At 63.7% G+C, this 18,647-nt stretch carries 19 protein-coding genes; 6 read left to right on the top strand and 13 right to left on the bottom strand.

Annotated features, from left to right (window positions below):
* Nucleotides 1-129: 129 nt before the first annotated feature.
* Together GCT19_RS25050 and GCT19_RS25045 are read right to left on the bottom strand one after the other, a co-directional pair.
* Nucleotides 130-756 (bottom strand): uracil-DNA glycosylase family protein, encoded by a 627-nt coding sequence (locus tag GCT19_RS25050; RefSeq protein ID WP_018436759.1) that lies wholly within the window; start codon nt 754-756, stop codon nt 130-132.
* A gap of 45 nt (nt 757-801) precedes the next feature.
* Nucleotides 802-1,350 (bottom strand): DUF488 domain-containing protein, encoded by a 549-nt coding sequence (locus tag GCT19_RS25045; RefSeq protein ID WP_152853407.1) that lies wholly within the window; start codon nt 1,348-1,350, stop codon nt 802-804.
* A 290-nt stretch (nt 1,351-1,640) separates the two neighbouring features.
* Here GCT19_RS25045 and GCT19_RS25040 point away from each other — a divergent pair, with 290 nt between their 5' ends.
* On the top strand, nt 1,641-3,041 hold the full coding sequence (locus GCT19_RS25040) for an MFS transporter (protein ID WP_152853406.1): 1,401 nt from the start codon (nt 1,641-1,643) through the stop codon (nt 3,039-3,041).
* Nucleotides 3,042-3,074: 33 nt separating this feature from the next.
* Here GCT19_RS25040 and GCT19_RS25035 read toward each other — a convergent pair whose 3' ends face one another.
* A complete protein-coding gene (locus GCT19_RS25035; RefSeq protein WP_152853405.1) occupies nt 3,075-4,040 on the bottom strand; it encodes a sulfonate ABC transporter substrate-binding protein in 966 nt (321 codons plus the stop codon).
* A gap of 93 nt (nt 4,041-4,133) precedes the next feature.
* Nucleotides 4,134-4,961: a MetQ/NlpA family ABC transporter substrate-binding protein gene (locus GCT19_RS25030; RefSeq protein ID WP_018436755.1), complete on the bottom strand. Its 828-nt coding sequence runs from the start codon at nt 4,959-4,961 to the stop codon at nt 4,134-4,136.
* Nucleotides 4,962-5,192: 231 nt separating this feature from the next.
* Here GCT19_RS25030 and GCT19_RS25025 point away from each other — a divergent pair, with 231 nt between their 5' ends.
* The 3 genes from GCT19_RS25025 (at nt 5,193) to GCT19_RS25015 (ending at nt 7,468) form a co-directional block, all read left to right on the top strand.
* A complete protein-coding gene (locus tag GCT19_RS25025; RefSeq protein WP_018436754.1) occupies nt 5,193-5,393 on the top strand; it encodes a hypothetical protein in 201 nt (66 codons plus the stop codon).
* 169 nt (nt 5,394-5,562) lie between these two features.
* A complete protein-coding gene (gene soxC / locus GCT19_RS25020; protein ID WP_152853404.1) occupies nt 5,563-6,852 on the top strand; it encodes a sulfite dehydrogenase in 1,290 nt (429 codons plus the stop codon).
* Nucleotides 6,845-7,468 (top strand): c-type cytochrome, encoded by a 624-nt coding sequence (locus GCT19_RS25015; RefSeq protein ID WP_152853403.1) that lies wholly within the window; start codon nt 6,845-6,847, stop codon nt 7,466-7,468. The genes soxC and GCT19_RS25015 overlap by 8 nt, the downstream gene beginning before the upstream one ends.
* A gap of 40 nt (nt 7,469-7,508) precedes the next feature.
* Here the strand turns inward: GCT19_RS25015 and GCT19_RS25010 are convergent, their stop codons facing one another.
* From GCT19_RS25010 to GCT19_RS24985, 7 genes are all read right to left on the bottom strand, one after another.
* Nucleotides 7,509-7,949 carry a MarR family winged helix-turn-helix transcriptional regulator gene (locus GCT19_RS25010; protein ID WP_152853402.1) on the bottom strand — a complete coding sequence of 147 codons (441 nt, stop codon included), beginning with the start codon at nt 7,947-7,949 and terminating at the stop codon, nt 7,509-7,511.
* Between the two features lie 27 nt (nt 7,950-7,976).
* The gene (locus GCT19_RS25005; protein WP_018436751.1) at nt 7,977-9,872 is read right to left on the bottom strand and encodes an FAD-binding monooxygenase; all 1,896 of its coding nucleotides are present in this window, start codon (nt 9,870-9,872) and stop codon (nt 7,977-7,979) included.
* 129 nt (nt 9,873-10,001) lie between these two features.
* Nucleotides 10,002-10,211 carry a hypothetical protein gene (locus GCT19_RS25000; RefSeq protein ID WP_013094241.1) on the bottom strand — a complete coding sequence of 70 codons (210 nt, stop codon included), beginning with the start codon at nt 10,209-10,211 and terminating at the stop codon, nt 10,002-10,004.
* Between the two features lie 16 nt (nt 10,212-10,227).
* Nucleotides 10,228-12,063 (bottom strand): extracellular solute-binding protein, encoded by a 1,836-nt coding sequence (locus GCT19_RS24995; protein ID WP_152853424.1) that lies wholly within the window; start codon nt 12,061-12,063, stop codon nt 10,228-10,230.
* 100 nt (nt 12,064-12,163) lie between these two features.
* Nucleotides 12,164-12,286 carry a hypothetical protein gene (locus GCT19_RS44430; protein ID WP_013094243.1) on the bottom strand — a complete coding sequence of 41 codons (123 nt, stop codon included), beginning with the start codon at nt 12,284-12,286 and terminating at the stop codon, nt 12,164-12,166.
* Between the two features lie 150 nt (nt 12,287-12,436).
* Complete coding sequence (locus GCT19_RS24990) at nt 12,437-13,762, bottom strand: MFS transporter (protein ID WP_152853401.1); 1,326 nt, start codon at nt 13,760-13,762, stop codon at nt 12,437-12,439.
* 125 nt (nt 13,763-13,887) lie between these two features.
* Nucleotides 13,888-14,847 (bottom strand): MBL fold metallo-hydrolase, encoded by a 960-nt coding sequence (locus tag GCT19_RS24985; protein WP_152853400.1) that lies wholly within the window; start codon nt 14,845-14,847, stop codon nt 13,888-13,890.
* Nucleotides 14,848-15,051: 204 nt separating this feature from the next.
* On the opposite strand from GCT19_RS24985, the gene GCT19_RS24980 reads away from it, so the two are divergent.
* Both GCT19_RS24980 and GCT19_RS24975 read left to right on the top strand, forming a co-directional pair.
* Nucleotides 15,052-15,855, top strand: a complete 804-nt coding sequence (locus GCT19_RS24980; protein WP_152853399.1) for an IclR family transcriptional regulator — start codon at nt 15,052-15,054, stop codon at nt 15,853-15,855.
* A 5-nt stretch (nt 15,856-15,860) separates the two neighbouring features.
* Nucleotides 15,861-16,715 carry an IclR family transcriptional regulator gene (locus tag GCT19_RS24975; protein ID WP_152853398.1) on the top strand — a complete coding sequence of 285 codons (855 nt, stop codon included), beginning with the start codon at nt 15,861-15,863 and terminating at the stop codon, nt 16,713-16,715.
* Nucleotides 16,716-16,722: 7 nt separating this feature from the next.
* Here the strand turns inward: GCT19_RS24975 and GCT19_RS24970 are convergent, their stop codons facing one another.
* Together GCT19_RS24970 and GCT19_RS24965 are read right to left on the bottom strand one after the other, a co-directional pair.
* On the bottom strand, nt 16,723-16,914 hold the full coding sequence (locus tag GCT19_RS24970; protein ID WP_018436745.1) for a DUF2783 domain-containing protein: 192 nt from the start codon (nt 16,912-16,914) through the stop codon (nt 16,723-16,725).
* Between the two features lie 5 nt (nt 16,915-16,919).
* Nucleotides 16,920-18,605: an FAD-dependent oxidoreductase gene (locus GCT19_RS24965; RefSeq protein ID WP_152853397.1), complete on the bottom strand. Its 1,686-nt coding sequence runs from the start codon at nt 18,603-18,605 to the stop codon at nt 16,920-16,922.
* Nucleotides 18,606-18,647 lie beyond the last annotated feature (42 nt).

The raw sequence follows: 18,647 nt of genomic DNA, 5'->3' as shown, positions 1-18,647 counted from the left end.
GTTAGGGCACCCGACGGGGTGAAATGGGTGGTCAGCGCCGCTGTCGGCGGACTGGCGAACGCACGGCGTGGCACCGGGTGGCGCGCTGCAGCAGACAGCACGCAGCCACGGCTTCGCGATGCGCGGCGCTCAAAGCTCCCCGCCTGCCAACACCGTCGCCACGTGCGCGCGCAAAGTCGGCAACACTTCGCCTTCGAACCACGGATTGCGCTTGAACCACGCGACATTGCGCGGTGACGGATGCGGCAGCGGCATCACATGCGGTCCAAACTCGGCCCACCTGACGAGCGTATCGGTCGAGGTCGGGCCGAACGCGTCGCCGAGACCAAAGCGCTGCGCGTATTGTCCGATCAGCAGCGTCAATTTCACCGAACGCATCCGTGCGAGCAATTCGCGATGCCAGCGGCTGGCACACTCGGGACGGGGCGGCAGGTCGCCGCTCGCACCGCGACCGGGAAAACAGAAGCCCATCGGCACGATGGCGAACCTGGACGCGTCGTAGAAGGTCGTGTCGTCGACGCCGAGCCATGTGCGCAGGCGCGCGCCGCTCGCGTCGCTCCACGGCACCCCGGACGCATGCACGCGCGCGCCCGGTGCTTGGCCGATGATCAGAATACGCGAGCGCGTGGACGCCGCAAGCACGGGTCGGGGCGCGTGCGGCAGCATGGGGGCGCACAGCGTGCAGGCGCGGATATCGTGAAGCAGCGTGTCGAGCGACGTGTCGTGTTTCGACGTACGTTTGGTGGTAACAGCCATAAAGCGGTGCGGGGTGACTGGCGTGCAGTCGTGTCGTGAGTCGGCTCAGTTCTGCGCCTCAGCCGGATAGATCAGCGTGCCGTCGGCCTGAGGCTCGGCGCCCGGCGTCATCGTGGCGGCGTTCGTGTGTTGCGCGTCCATGATGTGCAGCACGGTTTCATCGTGCATCAGCAGATAGTCCGTAATGATACGCCGGTGGCAGCGCCACCAGACCGCTTCCGAGCACATGATCGCGCAGCGCTGCCGATGACCGAGCGCCAGTAGTTGCGCCAGTCCTTCGCGGAACGCGTCGCTCATTGCATAGTCGGCATAGTTGCGAAAGGCCGGATGCGTCCAGTACGCATTCGGCGACGGCGTGTCGTCCTTGCGCCTGCTGCGGCGTCCGCCGAGCGCGGCGAGATGCACGTAGTCGATATGTTCGGCTGAGAGCGAGGCGGGCAGCGTGTCGCGATTGAACTGCGGGTTGGTCCGCGAGCGCGGGATGCTGCGCACGTCGACCAGCAAGGCGATCTGTTCGCCTTTCAGTAAGTCGACGAATTCCTGCAACGGACGCGTCGAGTGGCCGATCGTGAAAAAAGGGCGTTTCGTTTTCATGCGTGCCTCGCCGACGCTGATAGCGGCGACGATTTCTACAGGTTTACAACGTGCGGGGCAGTAAGGTCAACCGCGCCCCGGTTCAGATGCTGCACGTGCCATGCCTGACGGGCGCTCGAATGCACGCACGCGCTCGCGAATCGCAAGGCCGCGGAGGAGACGAGCCGGGTAGCCATCCATCCGGTATCGGGTGCAACCTTGCTCCCGCGAGTCAGAGTTGCAACAATGCACCCGCGACGGCAGCCGCGCGGCACGCCGTCGCCCGTATTTTCTTTCGACCCGCTTGCACCATGACCGACGGCCTGCCCAATCCCCAACGTGCGTTTGCGTACCTCGCGATCGCCATCGCGATGACGATGTCGGTGCTCGACACCTCGATCGTCAACGTCGCGCTCCCCACCATCAGCAACGACCTCGCTGTGTCGCCCGCGAATGCGATCTGGGTCGTCAATGCGTATCAGTTGGCGATCACGGTGTCCTTGCTGCCGCTCGCGGTGCTCGGCGACAGCCTCGGCTACAAGCGCGTCTACTGCTGCGGACTCGTGCTCTTCACGCTGGCGTCGTTCGCCTGTGCGAATGCGCACACGCTGCTGGTGCTGGCGGTCGCTCGCGTGTTTCAGGGCTTCGGCGCGGGCGGCATCATGAGCGTGAGTATCGCGCTGGTGCGCTTCGTTTTTCCGAAGGCACGGCTTGGCGTCGGCGTAGGTTTGTCGTCGCTGGTGGTGGCGGTTTCGTCGGCGGCGGGGCCGAGCATCGCGTCGGCGATTCTGTCGGTCGCCCACTGGCAGTGGCTGTTCCTCGTCAACGTGCCGCTCGGCGCGCTGGCGCTGTCGATCGGTGCGCGCACTTTGCCGATGACACCGACTTCGGGCGCTCGCCTGAGCAGCGTGAGCGTCCTGCTCAACGCGCTCACCTTCGGCCTGCTGATCTCGGGTCTCGCGGCTTTCAACCAGCCTGGGGCGACGCAGCGCGGCGCCGTGATGGTCGCGCTCGCACTGGTGGCCGGCGTGCTGTTCGTGCGACGCGAAAGCCGGCTCGCGAAGCCGATGCTGCCGATCGACCTGCTGCGCATGCCGGTGTTTTCATTGTCGATGGCGACGTCGATCTGCTCGTTCGCGGCACAGACGATGGCGTACATCGTGCTGCCGTTCTATTTCGAGCAGACGCTGAGGCTGTCGGAAACACAAACCGGCTTTCTGATGACACCGTGGCCGCTCATGACCGCGTTGATCGCCCCGGTCGCGGGCCGGCTGTCCGATCGTTGGGCGCCTGGCCGCATCAGCAGCGTCGGGCTAGTCGTGTTCGGCTGCGGACTCGCGATGCTCTGCCAGCTCGGGGACACGGCGACGCGTTTCGACATCGTGTGGCGGCTCGCGGTCTGCGGCCTCGGCTTCGGGATCTTTCAGTCGCCGAACAATCGCGTGATCATCGGCAGTGCGCCGCGGCATCGCAGCGGCGGAGCGTCCGGCCTGCAAGCGATGGGTCGTCTGCTTGGTCAGTCGAGCGGCGCGGTGGTGGTATCCATTGTGTTCGGGCTCGTGCATGGCCCGCAACTGACGCTGATTGCCGGCATTGGCGCGGCGCTCGCGTTGGTCGCGGCCTGCGTGAGTTCGGTGCGGCGCATGACGGAGTACAGCGACGCCCCGCAGGAACAACAGGCTACCCCAACGCGGCCGGTCTCCGAGCGTTGACGCGGGTGCGGCGTCGTTGCGCCGCCGGTGCGCCTACGCGAGATTTGAAGGCGCCGCCTTCAGCACGTCGACGTGCTTCGGAATCAGGCCGAGATCGAGGAACGTATCGGCGATCTGTTGCTGCTCGCCGAGAATCGCGCGGGTAATCGGCTGCGTGCCGAACTGCTGACGCTGCACCGCCGCGTCCACGACCTGTTTCGGCAGACCCCATAGCTGCGCGAGTTCGCTCGCCAGCTGATCCTTGTTCTGCTTGCCCCACTGATCGACCTTGTCGAGCTCTTCGATCACGATGCGGATCACGTCGGGATTGTTCGCCGCATAACTCTGCGACGAGAAGTAGAACGCGCGATTGCCGACCACGCCGCTTGCATCCGCAATCACGCGCGCGCCGAGCGCATGCTCTGCCGCGGCGAAGAACGGGTCCCAGATGACCCACGCATCGATCGACGCGCGCTCGAACGCGGCGCGTGCATCGGCCGGCGCGAGGAACACTAGCTTTACGTCGCCGTATTGCAGGCCATGCTGACGCAGCAGCTTGACGAGAAAGTAGTGGACGTTGCTGCCTTTGTTGAGCGCGATCCGTTTGCCCTTCAGGTCCTCGACCGAGCGAATCGTCGATTGCGGCGGCACCAGCACCGCTTCCGACTGCGGCCGCTTGTCGGTCGCCGCTACATAGGCCAACGGTGCGCCAGCGGCCTGCGCGAAGATCGGCGGTGCTTCGCCGACGTCGCCGAAATCGATCGAGCCGACGTTCAGTGCTTCCAGTTGCACGGGGCCCGCCGCGAACTCGGTCCATGTGACGGATACGTTCAGCGGCGCGAGCCGTTTCTCGAGCGTACCCCGGCCCTTCAGCAGATTCAGATAACCCTTCTGGTTGCCGACGCGCAACGTGCGCGCGTTACCTTGCGCGAACGAAAGCGGCGCTGCCGCGGCCGCCGCGGCACCGAGCGAAAGTTTCAGAAAAGTGCGGCGGTCGTGGAACGCTCTGGTAATGGACATGACGGGCGATACGATGAGGAGGGTAATGAAGAAGGCAGCATGCGCGGCGGCCGAAGCGCCGCCGCTCGAGTCGTGCGTGATTCGTGCGTCACGTCAATGCTGCGGCGCGCCATCCCATGCCGGCAGCGTGGCGCCGTGATAGACGGTCAGGATCGCCGACGCGACGTTGGCCTGCTGATAGCTGTCGACGATCGTCTTCACCCACGCAGCGTTCGCGTCTTTCGCGTTGACCGCGATGAAGTTGCGATACGGGTTGCCCGGCACCTTCTCCTGCGCGATGCGTTCCTGCGGAATCTTGATGCCCGCCTTGATCGCCCAGTCGGTATTGACGACCGCAGCGTCGAGGTCGCCGATCGCACGGCCGACGATGCCCGCGTCGAGCTCCTTGATCTGGATGTGTTTCGGATTGTCCGCGATGTCGCGCGCGGTCGGCAGCAGGCCGACGTCGGGGCGCAGCTTGATCAGCCCATTCGCCTGCAGCAGAAGCAGCGCGCGGCCTTCATTGCTCGGATCGTTCGGCACGCCGATCGTCGCGTTCTGCGGCAGCGCCGCGACCGATTTCACCTTGCGCGAGTAGAGACCGATCGGCTGCACGTAGGTATAGCCGACGGGCACGATCTGATAGTGGCGCGCGGAGATCTGCGCATCGAGATAGGGCTTGTGCTGGAACGAGTTCGCATCGAGGTCGTGTTCGGCCAGCGCTTCGTTCGGCTGCGTATAGTCGGAGAAGGTCGTGATCTTGACGGTGATGCCCTTCCTGGCCGCGTTGGCGGCGACCGCGCGCCACACGTCTTCGTCCTCGCCGGACATGATGCCGACTCGCACCGTTTGTCCTGCCGCGAGCGCCGGTTGCGCGCTGACGATGCCGCATGTAACGAGAACCGACAGGAGTGCGGCCCTGAGTGCTTTGGTCGTAGTCATGATTGGAATGCGATCGAAGTGAAGGTCCGGAGATCGTAGAGAGGCGCTCGTTAGTGCACAAATAATATCGAGCACTATCGTTATCGCGGTTGAGCGTAAGCGGACGAGCCGTTTCGTCGGCACCGCCGGACCACCATTGCATCGGCGGCGCAAAGCATTGCACAAATGCATGTTTGCGCAAGCGCGCGCCGCTGACTAGATTCGATGAATGCCATCACCAGGAGGCGCACGATGTCATTGAACCTCGCATCGTTCTATCGGCGGGCTGTGTCCGGCTCCTTCGAAGCCGTGCGGCAGCGGGGCGATCGTGACCAGCCGCGCGACGATCCCGAGCGCCTCGAGCGCATTGCGACTTACGCGCGCGCGGGTTACTTCAATATGGGCTATACGCTCGAATCGTTTAGCGTGATCGCGGAAATCGCACCGGATTGACGGTGTCGTAGGAGGGGTTGTGCTCGCCTGCGGAAGCGCGGCCACGACGCACCGCGCGGCATATCGCCGGCCGTCATAACCTTAGTCGCAATCGGCTTTGATCGGGGCGCGCACACTACCTATACTCGTGCGCTTGTCGATCAACCCAGGCCGCCTCGCCGGCACGAGCATGTCGGGACATCCACGTATCACTAGCGACGCGCACGATGCGTCGAAACCCGCGTCGCCGCGACGCCGCCTGTTGGGCGGTCTTGCGCTGTCCGCGTTGGCCGCGCCGAATCTGAAGGCCGCGACGCTGTTAAAGCCGCTGAGCGTCGATCCGTGGACACAGTCCCCCGGCGCGCCGATTCTCGAGCATCCGTACGGGCTGCCGTCGCCGCGCGAGTCGAACGTGATTCGCCGTGCCGCTCGGGCATGGCCGATGCCGGGCGCCGCATCGTCGTTGACGCCGCTTGCGGATCTGCATGGCTCGATCACGCCGAATGGGCTCGTCTATGAGCGGCATCACGCGGGGGTGCCCGATCTCGACCCCGATGCGCACCGACTCGTGATTCACGGTCTCGTGCGCGAGCCGAAGCTGTTCACGATGGACGATCTGATGCGCCTGCCATCGGAGTCGCGCATTCATTTTCTCGAGTGTTCGGGCAACACGGCGAGCGAGTGGAAAGGACCGAGCGGGCTGCCTGTGCAGATCACGCACGGCCTGCTGTCGTGTTGCGAGTGGACGGGCGTCAGGCTGTCGACGCTGCTCGAAGCCGTCGGCGGACGCACGGTGACCCGCGACGGCGCAACGCCGCAATGGCTGCTTGCCGAAGGTGCGGACGCCGCCGCGATGACGCGCAGTTTGCCGCTCGAGCGGATTCTCGAGCGCGCGCTCGTCGTCTATGCGCAAAACGGCGAACGCCTGCGGCCGGAGAACGGCTATCCACTGCGTCTGTTGGTGCCGGGCTTCGAGGGCAATACCAACGTGAAATGGCTGCGGCGGTTGAAAGTCGTCGATGCGCCGCTGCAGACGCGCGAAGAAACGTCGAAATACACGGGCATCCTGCCCGATGGCCGCGCGCGGCAGTTCGTGTTCGAGATGGACGCGAAGTCGGTGATCACGCGGCCGTCCGCCGGACAGCGGCTGACGGCGCAGGGCTTCTATCCGATCGTCGGGCTCGCGTGGTCGGGGCGCGGAGCGATCCGCAAGGTCGAGGTATCGACCGACAGTGGGGCGACATGGCAGACGGCAGTGCTCGACGAGCCCGCGCGCGATCGCGCGTTGACCCGCTTCCAGGCCGGCTTCGTGTGGAATGGCGCGCCGACCGCCATCCTGTCGCGCGCGACGGATTCGACCGGCTACGTTCAACCGACGCGCGAGGCGCTCGTCGCGGCGCGTGGACTGAACTCGAACTATCACTACAACGGCATCCAGCAGTGGCGCATCGAAGCCGATGGGAGCGTTAAAAATGCGTGAACCTGTGAGGTTCGGTGCTTCGAAATCGAAAACGATGCGCGCTCTGCTGGCATGGGTCACGGCTAGCAGTCTGCTCGCAGGCTGCTCATCTTCATTCGATGCAACGCGCGCCGCGCAGTCTGCCGCTGCTGCGCAGGCGCGCTGGCGCGCTTCCGTCGACGCGATCGGCAAGCCTGTCAGCGAATCCGATCTGAGCGCATGGAATATCGACGTCGCGCCGGACGGCCCCGGCCTGCCCAACGGCAGCGGCGACGTCGCCACGGGTGGCCGCATTTTCGCGGCGAAATGCGCGGCCTGTCATGGCGTGAAAGGCGAGGGGTTGATCGGCGATCAGCTGATCGGCGGTGCGGGCACGCTCGCGACCGCGAATCCGAAGCGCACCGTTGGCAGCTACTGGCCGTATGCGACGACGCTGTTCGACTACATCCGCCGGGCGATGCCGTACAACGCGCCGCAGTCGCTGAGCGCGGACGAGGTGTACGCGCTCAGCGCGTGGATCTTGAACCGCAACGGCATCGTGCCGGACGATACGCGTCTCGACGCGCATTCGCTCGCCGCTATCCGCATGCCGAACCGGGATGGCTTCGTGCCCGACCCTCGACCGGGCAGGCTTTGACAACAGTTCGACCGACGGGCTTATCGAAGCGGTAAGCGCATCAAACCTGCGGCGGCAACAGTGCCGCAAGCAAGCGGCGCAACTGCGCCAATTCGCTTGCCGTCAGCCTTTCAGTGAGAATGCGCTCGACCTGCTCGACGCGCGGACGCAAGGCCGCAAGCTGCTTCTTACCGGCAGCGGTGAGATACAGCACATAACTGCGCTTGTCGACAGGATCGTCGGCGCGCTCGATCTGGCCATTGCGCACCATGCGAGCAACGAGATCGGCGATCGTCGAACGATCCACATCGAGTTTGTCTCCGAGTTGCCGCTGACTGACGCCGGGTGTCTCGTGCAAGACCTCGAGCGCCGCGTACTGCACGCTCGTGATCTCCGCGGACACCTCGCTCAGCCAGACCGCTGCATGGCGCTGTTGGGCACGGCGCACCAGGCTGCCAGTAAATTTGGGGAGCGCGCCGGCGTCTTCAGGTTTGATCGGCAATTTCGGAGTGTCGGATTTAGTTATGGTTTAACGCGCGCGAAAGATGGGCCGGAAGAAGGCGTTCAACTCCGCGTACGCATTCAATGGGAGAACATGGGCCACGTATTGGTCGGGACGTACCACCACGAGTGCACCTTGTTCGCGATCGATGCCGCGCTCGTCGAAGATATCAGTCGTCGCGTCGCTCGTAAATGCCTTTTCGTAGTCGATCAAGCCGTGGCGACCCTTGCGCGGCAGCAGCAGAGCGGGGATGTCCTGGAGACGGACTTCGCGATGCGGCTGTTGCAGCACCGCGCGCAGATCGAGAACGCTGTCCACGTCGGCGTCCTTCGGCGTGAAGAGCCGCAAAACGGATTCCGGCGACTTGTCGAGATGCTCGCACAACGCATTCAGCGCACGACCCGACGCGTCCGCAAAAGCGTACAGACGCCAACGGCCGTCCGCTTGCGCGGCATGCCCGAGATGGAACGGCTTTGCATCAGCGAGGCGAACCACAGGCGACGAGTGAAAGCGCGTGCCGATCGTAAAGCCCTTGGCGAGGGCCTGATGCGTAGCTTCACCAGTCAGGGTGGCGGGCCGGTAGCGCGTTGCGACGCCAGCCGTGTAGCGGCCAGCGCGAACGAAGTACGCCTGCAGCTCCGCGGGATCGACACCGCCTGCCTCGGGCCGGTTGGGGTCCTTCGGCGGAGCGGCCATCATTGCCGACCATTCCTTGTCGAAATCGATCAGCTCCTGCGCAATGGGTTGGCGCTCGTCCGAATACGTGCGCAACAGATCGGCGTCGCTACGGCCTTCCAGCACCGCGCCGAGCTTCCAGCCGAGATTGAAGCCGTCCTGCATCGACACGTTCATGCCCTGGCCCGCTTTGGCGCTATGCGTATGGCAGGCGTCGCCGGCGATGAACACGCGCGGTTCGCGCGAAGTGCCGTCGGCTGCGATGGCGTCGTCGAAGCGGTCGGTGAGACGCTGACCGACTTCGTAGACGGAGAACCACGCCACTTCCTTGACGTCGAGCGTATAGGGATGGAGGATGCTCTGCGCCGTCTCGATGATGCGATCGACCGTGATCTGCTTGAGGTTGTCGCGATTCTCCGGGGTGACGTCGCCGAGATCGACATAGAAGCGAACCAGATATCCGCCTTCACGCGGAATGATCAGCAGGTTGCCCTTGCTCGCGGATTGAATTGCCGCTTTCAGCCGGATGTCCGGAAAGTCGGTGACGGCCAGCGCATCCATCACGCCCCATGCATGGTTGGCCGCGTCGCCGCGTAGCGTCTGTCCGATGGCGGTGCGTACCCGGCTGCGAGCGCCGTCGCAACCGACTACATAGCGCGCGCGCACGGTCACGGTCTCGTCGAGACGCGCGGGATCGGTACGCCGCAGCGTGACCAGCATCGGGTATTCATTCGAATCGTCGCGCTGAACGTCGACCAGTTCGAGTCCGTAGTCCGGTTCGATCCGGCGCGCGGAGCGACGCATCACGTCGAGCAGATACTCCTGGATACGCGCCTGATTGACGATGACGTGCGGAAATTCCGAAAGGCCCGTTTCGGTATCCTGAACCCGGCCGGTACGACTGATTGCGCCGCGGTCATTTGCATCGGGTCGCCAGAATACCGTTTCATTGACCCAATAGGCTTCTTGCAGAAGGCGATCTGCGAGGCCGAACGCATTGAACATCTCGACGGTACGGCACGCTACGCCATCGGCCTGCCCCATCTGCAACGGTCCGTCGCGACGCTCGACGATGCGCGTGTTGATCGACGGGAATTGCGACAGCTGCGCCGCCAGCACGACTCCGGCAGGGCCGCTGCCGACGATCAGCACATCGACCTTCTCGGGCATCTGCGCAGCATGCGCGTTGCTGATGGCTGGCTCGATCGTCGGATCGCCGACCCGGAAACCGTTGAGATGAAATTGCATGACGTCCTCCTCCGTTCAGTAGATATCTGCTGAACGCGAATATACTCCGTACCCCAACCATTTTGAAGTACTTCGTGCGAGGATGGATGTTTACCCTGGTGCTGGAAGAGCCCTCGTGGATCGTCTGATTCAATGACCGTGCCAATGGCCCCCATGGCCACCCCAGTAGCCGCCGATGCCGATGCCGAGGCTCACCGACGGCGGTGCGACGTAGTACCCAGGTGCATAGCCATAAGCGGGCGCTGGCGCATACCCATAGCCATAGCTGGGCGGCGGCGGGGCGACGACGCAGCCCGCGAGCCCGACCGATACGATGATTGCAAAGAGTAGTCTGCTCATGATCGTTGTCCTCCAATCATGGAGGGCGTGCAAGTTTCGGTCCAGCCGCCTTTCGCCACCACGTCGACAGAACCCATTCGTCGGCGGAGAAGTAAAGCGGCAGCTTCGCCGGATAGGCGAGGCTGTTCCGGTATGCGATGCGATGAACCGCGGAATACCAGTGCGGGATCACGTAATAGCCGTTCATCAATACGCGGTCGAGCGCGTGTGTCGCATCGACGAGTTGCTCCTCCGTTTGCGCGCCCAGCACCTTGCGCAGGATCGCGTCGATGGCCGGCGACTTCACACCCGCGAGATTATCGGAGCCAGGTTCGTCCGCGTACTGGCTGCCGAAACGCGATAGCTGCTCGGTGCCCGGCACCTGCACGTCGGGCAGGCGCACGGTCGTCATGTCGAAGTCGAACGCGTCGATGCGCTTTTGAATCAGCGCGAAATCGGCGGTGCGAAAGTTCATCGTGATGCCGAGCTTCTGTAGATTGCGGCCGAAGGCAGCGGCGACCGGCTCCATCGACACGCCGCCGCCCGTGTCGCCGAGCAGTTCGAAGACGAACGGCTGACCCTTCGCGTTGCGCAGCGCGCCGTCGCGATACGTCCAGCCCGCCTGCGCCAGCAGCTCGCGCGCCTTGATCAGGTTGGCGCGCAGCGATCCGGGCGGATCGGTGTCGGGCTGTTGCGGCATCTCGCCGAACACGGCGGGATCGAGTTCATTGCGCAACGGCTCCAGAATCGCAAGTTCGCCTTCACTGGGTTTGCCCTTGGCCTGCAGGTCCGTGTTGACGAAGAAGCTATCCGTGCGCTTGTACTGATCGTAGAAAAGCTGCCGGTTGAGCCACTCGAAGTCGAACGCGAGATCGAGCGCCTCGCGCACGCGCACGTCCTGAAAGAGCGGCCGCCGCAGGTTGATGAAAAAGCCCTGCATGCCCACGCCGTTGTGATGAGGAAACTCGCGTTTGATCAGCTCGCCGCTGTCGAAACGCTTGCCGATATCGCGCCGCACCCAGCTTTGCGCGGTGTGTTCGACGAGCACATCGTACTCGCCCGCCTTGAACGCTTCGAGTTGCGCGACCGCGTCCGCATACAGCTTGTAATCGATGCGCGCGAAGTTGTGCGTGCCCATGCGGACCGGTAGCGACGCGCCCCAGTAGTTCGGGTTGCGCTTGTAGCTGATGGTTCGGCCGCTGTCGTATCGATCGATCAGATAATCCCCGCTTGCAATCGGCTTCTCGAACGCGAGCTGGTCGAAGGGAATCCGCGTGCCGTCCGGCCGCATGCCCCACTTGTGCGAAAAAACCGGAATTCCGCCCGCGAGCAACGGCATTTCGCGTGTCGCGACCTTGAAATCAAAACGGATCGTGAGCCGGTCGATCACCACCGCGCGCGCGATTTGCCCGAAGTACACCGCAAACTGCGGCAGCGCCTGCGGACTTTTTAGCGTGTCGAACGAGAACTTGACGTCGGCTGCGGTGACCGGATCGCCGTTCGAGAAGCGCGCTTTTGGATTGATGTGGAAGGTTGTCGACAGGCCGTCTTTGGCGACATCGATGTCATCGGCGAGCAGGCAATAAGCGCTCGCCACTTCGTCGGCGCTGCCGGTCGTCAGGCTTTCGAACATCAGTCCCAGTCCCGGTGCGGGATTGCCTCGCAGCGTAAATGGGTTGAACTTGTCGAAGCTGGTCAGCCGGTTTGGATTCGCGAGCACGAGCGTGCCGTCACGGGGGGCATCGGGATTGACGTAGTCGAAGTGCTTGAAATCGGCGGGATATTTGGGCTCGCCGTATTGCGCGATCGCGTACACCGCGCAAGCGGGATCGGCACTCCATAGCGCCGATCCGCTCAGCACGAGCGCGACCATCAGTCGCGAGCTGTTGGACGAGCGGTTTGTTGGAAAAGTCAAAACGCGATCCCGGTATCCGACCGGTGCATCCACACGGCAGGCGATCGCGCGGCACACATCAGCCGCCCGCGCCCGTCATGACATCCCAATACGGGAGCGGGTTCAGCACTTCGACGTTCGCGGGTGCGAACTTCGATGGATGTCCGGCTGGATGCCTGATGGCGGACGGCGTGGTGGACATGGCTTTTCCTTTCGATGTTGGGGCCGGTGTCGTCGTCATGTGCATTAGCCGTGCCTGAACGCTTCGCTTGACTGTCGTTCTTCGTGCTCTGCGCGTTTCGCGGCGCGCATGCTGACGCTGCGACGCCAGCGGCAACCGGTCGATCATGCATCACCGTCGCATCACATCGCCTTTGACGCCCGCCATCAACGCGCCCCCGCTAAATACAAGCAGCCCGGCAAGAATATAAACCGCGAGATCCATACTGCCCGTCGCAGTGCGTATCTGCCCGATCACCCACGGGCTGACGATGCCGCTGGTGATGCCAATGCTGCTAATGAAGGCAATGCCCGACGCAGCCGCATTACCAGACAGATAGCTGGTAGGAACTGACCAAAAGATCGGCAGCGCCGCGAAAATCAACACGGCAGCCAGCGACAAGATACCCAGCATTGCAGCAAAGCTGCTCAGATGCAGTGTAAGTGCCGCAAGCGCGAGACCCCCGCCCACCGTGCAGAAAGCAAAATGCTTACGCCGTTCCCCGGTTCGATCCGAGCGGCGCGCAATCAGAATCAGGCCTAGCGCGCCGATCGCATTCGGCACCACCGTATAAAGACTCATCGCAACCACATCCTGAACGCCGAAATCACGGATCATCAACGGCATCCAGAAGTTGAGCGTCAGCGATGCACAGGTCAGCGAAAAATAGATGAACGCGAACAGATAGACGCGCGGATTGAGCAACGCCGCCGCGAAGCTGCGACCGTCATGCCCACTGTGTCTCGCCTGGCCTTGCGCGCACAGCGCGACGAGCCGGTCCTTTTCAGCCGGCGTGAGCCAGCGCGCGTTGTGAGGCTTGTCGACCAGGAAGCGCCACGACAGCAGTCCGAGAATCACAGCTGGTGCGCCTTCGATCGCAAACATCCACTGCCATCCGAACAGGTTCAGCACGCCGCTCATGTCGCGCATGATCCAGCCGGAGAATAGTCCGCCGAGCACGCCCGCGACCGCCACGCCCGCGAAAAACACCGAGATCACGGCGGCGCGCCGTCTGGTCGGAAACCAGTACGTCAGGTACAGAACGATGCCGGGGAAAAAGCCCGCCTCGAACACGCCCAGCATGAAGCGCAGAACGTAAAAGTGCGCGGGCTTCGACACGAACATCATGCACATCGACGCAATGCCCCACAGCAGCATGATCCGCATGAAGGTTTTACGCGCGCCGTATTTGGCCAACAGGATATTGCTCGGCACCTCGCACAGCACGTAGCCGACATAGAACACGGCTGCGCCGAGTCCATACATCGCGTCGCTGAAGCCGAGATCTTGCTTCATCTGCAATTGCGCGAAGCCGATGTTGATCCGGTCCAGAAACGACACGACATAACAAAGAAACAGAAACGGCACGATGCGCCACGCGACCTTCCTGAACATCGAATCGTCGCTCGCGACGGGCGCGGCGTGGCCAATGGCGTTGCCATCGAGGGAATGCTGCATGTCTCGCTCCAGGTGCGGAGCGCGCCTGTGCGAAGACGAGCGCGCCCGAGGCGTCTAGCGCGCCTTCATGGTTTGAACGGGGAAAAGGAAAGACCGGACGGTCTTTCCCGGATTGCGTGGGGCGATCAGCTTTGCAACGCGTCCCACATCTCCTTGTCGCGCTGCGCGGTCCAGATGCGCGGATGACTGATGCCGCTCGCTTCGTCGTAGGCGCGTGACACGTCGAACGGCAGGCAATGCTCATAGATGAAGACATTGCCGAACTTCGGGTCCATCGCCTTGCGCGTGAGCGCCATCGCGCCTTTCAGATCGAGCTTGTCCCTGAATGCATCGCGGCCCGCCTGCAATAGCGTGGTGACGAAGTCTTTGGTGTAGTCGAGGCCCTTGTTCACTTCGGCGGGCGACAGCAGCGCAGGGCCGCGACCCGGCACCAGCTTCTCCGCGTTCAGCGCGCGCAATGCTTCGAGCGTTGCCGGCCATTGTTCGAGTTGCGCGTCGCCGCAGTAGCAGGCCGCGTCGTACTCGACCAGGTCGCCCGAGAACAACACCCTCTGCGACGGCAGCCAGACGATCGTGTCGCCCTTCGTATGGCCTGAGCCGAGATGCGCGATGCGCACTTCGAGTTTGCCGAGAAACAGCGTCATTTCCTTTTCGAACACCAGCGTCGGCCACGTCAGGCCGGGAACCGTTTCGACGCCGGCGAAAAGGCGCGGGAAGCGTTCTATCTCCGACTTCATGTCGGCTTCGCCGCGCTCGACGATCATTTCGTAAGTGCCGCGGCTGGCGATCACCTGCTGCGCGCCTTCCTTGAAGTACGCCGACGCACCCAGCACCCGCACCGCGTGATAGTGCGACAGCACGACGTATTTGATCGGCTTGTCGGTGACGCTGCGGATCTTCGCGATCAGGTCTTGCGCCATGGCAGGCGTGGCGGTGGTGTCGACGATCAGCACGCCGTCGTCGCCGATGATCACGCCCGAGTTAGGGTCGCCCTCGGCCGTGTACGCATACGCGTTTTCCGACAATTGGGTCCACGTGATCTTCTTTTCTTCCAGGTCGGCCTGGGATGCGAAAGCCTTCGCCATGTCTGTCTCCGTCTCACGACTCGTTGGGGGATGACTAATAGTCGTCGTCGCGTCGATATTTGTCAATGACAAAATACCTTGTCATTAACTAAGCTGGGGTAAACTCTGTTGGTTGGTCGGCACGGTCCGATCGGATACCATCTAGGCCTTCCACGGGCGACACCGAACGGGCCGAACCTCCTTCGGACAAGGTCGGACAACACGATGGCTGATACGACAAGCGAAAAGAAACAGCGGGGCATTCAAAGCGTCGAGGTCGGCGGCCGGCTGCTGCAGGCGCTGGCGCGACAGCGCGAACCGCTCGGGCTGACCGAATTGGCCGGCGAGGCGCAACTGTCGTCGGCGCAGGCGCATACCTATCTGGTGAGCCTGACGCGCCTCGGCCTCGTCAAGCGCGACGCGCTAACCGGAAACTACGAGCCGGGGCCGCTATCGCTGCGGCTCGGCCTCATGCATATCGAACAGCAGCCCGTCTATCGCATCGCGGCGCCCCACGCCGCCGCGCTCGCGGAGCGGATCGGTCTTTGCGTGGCGATCTGCGTGGCGGGCGTGCAGGGACCGACCATCGTTCGATACGAGCGCAGCGGTGCGCCACTGCATGTCAATCTGCACATCGGCACGGTGATGTCGCTCGAAGCGACATCGACGGGCCGCGTCTTCTGCGCGTTCTGTGCGCCCGAGCAGGTCGCGGAGATGGCGCGAAGCCAGGCGCAGTCGGCGGAGCCGACGCCAGCGCGCGGCCGCGCTGCCAAAGCGCCGGTCAGCGCCGAGTGGCGCAAACGCTTCGATGAGATCCGCGCGCGCGGCATCGAACGCGGCATCGATGCGCCGAGTCCGGGCATCAGCAGTCTGAGCGTGCCGGTGTTCGATGGCGATCAACGGATGCAACTCGCGTTGACGGCGATCGGCTCGTCAGGCTCGATCGACGTCGAGTGGGATGGCGCGGTCGCACGTCAGCTGCTCGAAACTTCCCGACGCATCACCGAAGCACTGGTCACACCCACCTGAGAATCATGCAGATCGAAACCCCGGACGCGTCCGACGCGAACCCGCCCCAACTCGGCGATACGAAGGCTCAGCGCGGCATCAGCGCGCTCGACAACACCGGCGAACTCCTGCTGGCCCTCGTTGCCGCCGGCCGTCCGCTGTCGCTGCGCGATCTGGCCACCGCCGCCGATATGCCCGCCGCCAAGGCGTTTCCGCATCTGGTGAGTTTGCTCAAGGTAGGTTTGCTGAGCCGCGACGACGCGGGTCTTTTCAGCGCGGGACCGCTCGGCATGGAGCTCGGCCTGATTGCGTTGCAGCGCATGTCGCCGATTCGCGATGCGGAACCGGAGATCGTCACGCTGGCGGCGGAGTCCGGCATGAGCGTAGCGGTGGCGATTCTTGGACCTTTGGGACCTACCGTGATCCGCTTCGAAGAATCGGCGCGACCGCAACACGTGAGCCTGCGCGTGGGCACCGTGATGTCGCTCGTCAACACGGCGATAGGGCGCGTGTTCGCCGCGCATCTCGCCGACGACGTATTGGCCGGGCTGTTGTCGCAGGAATCGATCAGGCTCGCGGGCGCGCCGGCCTCGGAGGTACTGGTGGCGCCGAAAAAAGGCCCGCCTTCGTTGGCCCCGGCGTATCTGGCACGCCGCGCGAAGGTGCGCAACGACGGCATCGATGACGCACTCGATGCGCCGGTGCCGGGCATCGGCGCGTTGGCCGCGCCCGTGTTCGATCACACGGGCAGCGTCAGCCTGGTGGTCGCGGTGATCGGTCCATCCGGGGGCTCTGACTTCAGCCTGGACGGCGCGACCGCGCAAAGGCTGCTCGCCACGACACGACGGCTGTCGTGGCGGTTCGGCTGGATCGGGCGCTGAACTCGGTTCAATCCGCGCGCGCCAGCGCGAGCGCTTCGAGCAGCACGTCGGCATCGCCGATGTGATTCGCGAGCAGCAGCACGAGCTTCGCGTTCATGAAGTGGCTTTGCTCGTCGGTCAGTCCGTTGTGCGCCTCGATGAGTTTTTCATAGAACGCATCGGGATCGGCCATGTTCGTTTCGATGTTCAGCTTGGTCATGATGGTTATCCGTTGCAGGTTGCGCGGTCCACGGCCTTGGTGACCGATGCCGTGTCGAGAGCGCGCCAGCGCGCGCAGACGTGCTGGTCCGGACGCAGCAGATAAAACGTGCCGGGCCGCGCATCGAAGCGATGCGTGACGATGCCTTCGATGTCTTCGATCACCGTGACGTGAGGCATGTCCGGCAGAGCCGTCACGGGCGCGCCGCGCGGCACGACGATCAATGAGTGGACCGGCACCGCGAGGTTTGCGAGCGCGCGAAGCTCATCGGCACATTTCGTCAGGTCGTCCCCCTGGCCGCAGAAGTGCACACCCGTGAAGCCGCCATGTCCGGTCTGATTCAGGAACCAGGCGTCTTCGCCAGCGAGCTTGACGGGCGCGTCGGTGCTGGCCGCGCCGGGCACCATCGCACCGTTGAACGCGTCGGCGTCGGGCGTGTTCAGCGGGGAGTCGCGCAGCACCGCCGGCACCGACAGGCGGCCGCTGTTGACGATGCGCCGCGCGAACGGACACTCTTTCGCGAGCTTCAGCGTGGCGTCGCGGAACATCCGCGAAACCGCGCTTTTCGGCGTAATGAAGTCGGTGGCGCGCGATGAGTTCAGGATGTTTTCGTCCGCCGCATATTCGCGCTCCGATGCATAGGTATCGAGCAGCGCTGGCGGCGCGTCGCCGTTGACGACGAGCCGCAGCTTCCAGGCCAGATTGTCGGCATCCTGCACGCCGCTATTCGCTCCGCGCGCGCCGAACGGCGATACGCCATGCGCCGAATCGCCCGCGAACAGCACGCGGCCATGCCGGAAACTGTCCATTCGCAAACACGAAAACGTGTAGACGCTGACCCATTCGAGCTCGAACTCGGCATCGTCTCCGAGCAGCGCTTTCACGCGCGGAATCACTTTTTCAGGCTGTTTTTCCGCGACCGGATCGGCGTCCCAGCCGAGCTGGAAATCGATGCGCCAGACGTTGTCGGGTTGCCGATGCAGCAGTACCGATTGATTGCGATGGAACGGCGGGTCGAACCAGAACCAGCGTTCGGTCGGAAACGGCGCCTTCATTTTCACATCGGCGATCAGGAATCGGTCCTTGAAGGTGCGGCCGTGGCTGTCGAGACCGAGCGCCTTGCGCACCGCGCTGCGCGCGCCGTCGGCGGCGACCACGTATTGCGCGCGCATCGAATAGATGCCATCGGGCGTTTCAACCTGCAACTCGACATGGTCGTCTTGCTGGGTCACACCGATCACATTGCTTTTCCAGCGCATCTGCAGATTCGCGGTTCGCTTCGCCTGGTCTGCCAGATAGCCTTCGACGTAGTACTGCTGCAGGTTGATGAACGCAGGTCGCGCGTGGCCTGTTTCGGGCAGTAGGTTGAACGTAAAGATCAGCTCGTCCTGCAGGAACACCTTGCCGACATTCCAGCTCACGCCTTTGTCGACCATCTGTTTGCCGCAGCCTAGCCGGTCGAAAATTTCCAGCGTCCGCTTCGCGAAACAGATCGCGCGCGAACCGCTCGACAGCGTGTCGTCGTTGTCGAGCAGCACGGTGCGAACGCCCTGCTGGGCCAGATCGATGGCCGCGGACAACCCGACCGGGCCGGCGCCGATCACGACGACCGGATAGGTGAGCGGGGCACCGGCATCGTGGTCGGCGGCTCGCTCGTAGTCGAACCGCATCGTTTGGTAGTCGATCTGCATGGCGTCTCCGGGGTTCCGCGGGATATCTTCGATTAATCTATA

Origin of the sequence: Paraburkholderia atlantica (assembly GCF_009362785.1) — a bacterium.
Classification (GTDB): Bacteria; Pseudomonadota; Gammaproteobacteria; order Burkholderiales; family Burkholderiaceae; genus Paraburkholderia; species Paraburkholderia atlantica.
The sequence above is the reverse complement of the archived record's forward strand: the minus strand, read 5'-3'. Positions and strand labels throughout refer to the sequence as shown.

Coding starts and splice junctions, on each gene's coding strand:
- GCT19_RS25050 (WP_018436759.1), bottom strand. CDS start 756: ATGGCTGTTACCACCAAACGTACGTCGAAACACGACACGTCGCTCGAC.
- GCT19_RS25045 (WP_152853407.1), bottom strand. CDS start 1,350: ATGAAAACGAAACGCCCTTTTTTCACGATCGGCCACTCGACGCGTCCG.
- GCT19_RS25040 (WP_152853406.1), top strand. CDS start 1,641: ATGACCGACGGCCTGCCCAATCCCCAACGTGCGTTTGCGTACCTCGCG.
- GCT19_RS25035 (WP_152853405.1), bottom strand. CDS start 4,040: ATGTCCATTACCAGAGCGTTCCACGACCGCCGCACTTTTCTGAAACTT.
- GCT19_RS25030 (WP_018436755.1), bottom strand. CDS start 4,961: ATGACTACGACCAAAGCACTCAGGGCCGCACTCCTGTCGGTTCTCGTT.
- GCT19_RS25025 (WP_018436754.1), top strand. CDS start 5,193: ATGTCATTGAACCTCGCATCGTTCTATCGGCGGGCTGTGTCCGGCTCC.
- soxC (WP_152853404.1), top strand. CDS start 5,563: ATGTCGGGACATCCACGTATCACTAGCGACGCGCACGATGCGTCGAAA.
- GCT19_RS25015 (WP_152853403.1), top strand. CDS start 6,845: ATGCGTGAACCTGTGAGGTTCGGTGCTTCGAAATCGAAAACGATGCGC.
- GCT19_RS25005 (WP_018436751.1), bottom strand. CDS start 9,872: ATGCAATTTCATCTCAACGGTTTCCGGGTCGGCGATCCGACGATCGAG.
- GCT19_RS25000 (WP_013094241.1), bottom strand. CDS start 10,211: ATGAGCAGACTACTCTTTGCAATCATCGTATCGGTCGGGCTCGCGGGC.
- GCT19_RS24995 (WP_152853424.1), bottom strand. CDS start 12,063: ATGGTCGCGCTCGTGCTGAGCGGATCGGCGCTATGGAGTGCCGATCCC.
- GCT19_RS44430 (WP_013094243.1), bottom strand. CDS start 12,286: ATGTCCACCACGCCGTCCGCCATCAGGCATCCAGCCGGACATCCATCG.
- GCT19_RS24990 (WP_152853401.1), bottom strand. CDS start 13,762: ATGCAGCATTCCCTCGATGGCAACGCCATTGGCCACGCCGCGCCCGTC.
- GCT19_RS24985 (WP_152853400.1), bottom strand. CDS start 14,847: ATGGCGAAGGCTTTCGCATCCCAGGCCGACCTGGAAGAAAAGAAGATC.
- GCT19_RS24980 (WP_152853399.1), top strand. CDS start 15,052: ATGGCTGATACGACAAGCGAAAAGAAACAGCGGGGCATTCAAAGCGTC.
- GCT19_RS24975 (WP_152853398.1), top strand. CDS start 15,861: ATGCAGATCGAAACCCCGGACGCGTCCGACGCGAACCCGCCCCAACTC.
- GCT19_RS24970 (WP_018436745.1), bottom strand. CDS start 16,914: ATGACCAAGCTGAACATCGAAACGAACATGGCCGATCCCGATGCGTTC.
- GCT19_RS24965 (WP_152853397.1), bottom strand. CDS start 18,605: ATGCAGATCGACTACCAAACGATGCGGTTCGACTACGAGCGAGCCGCC.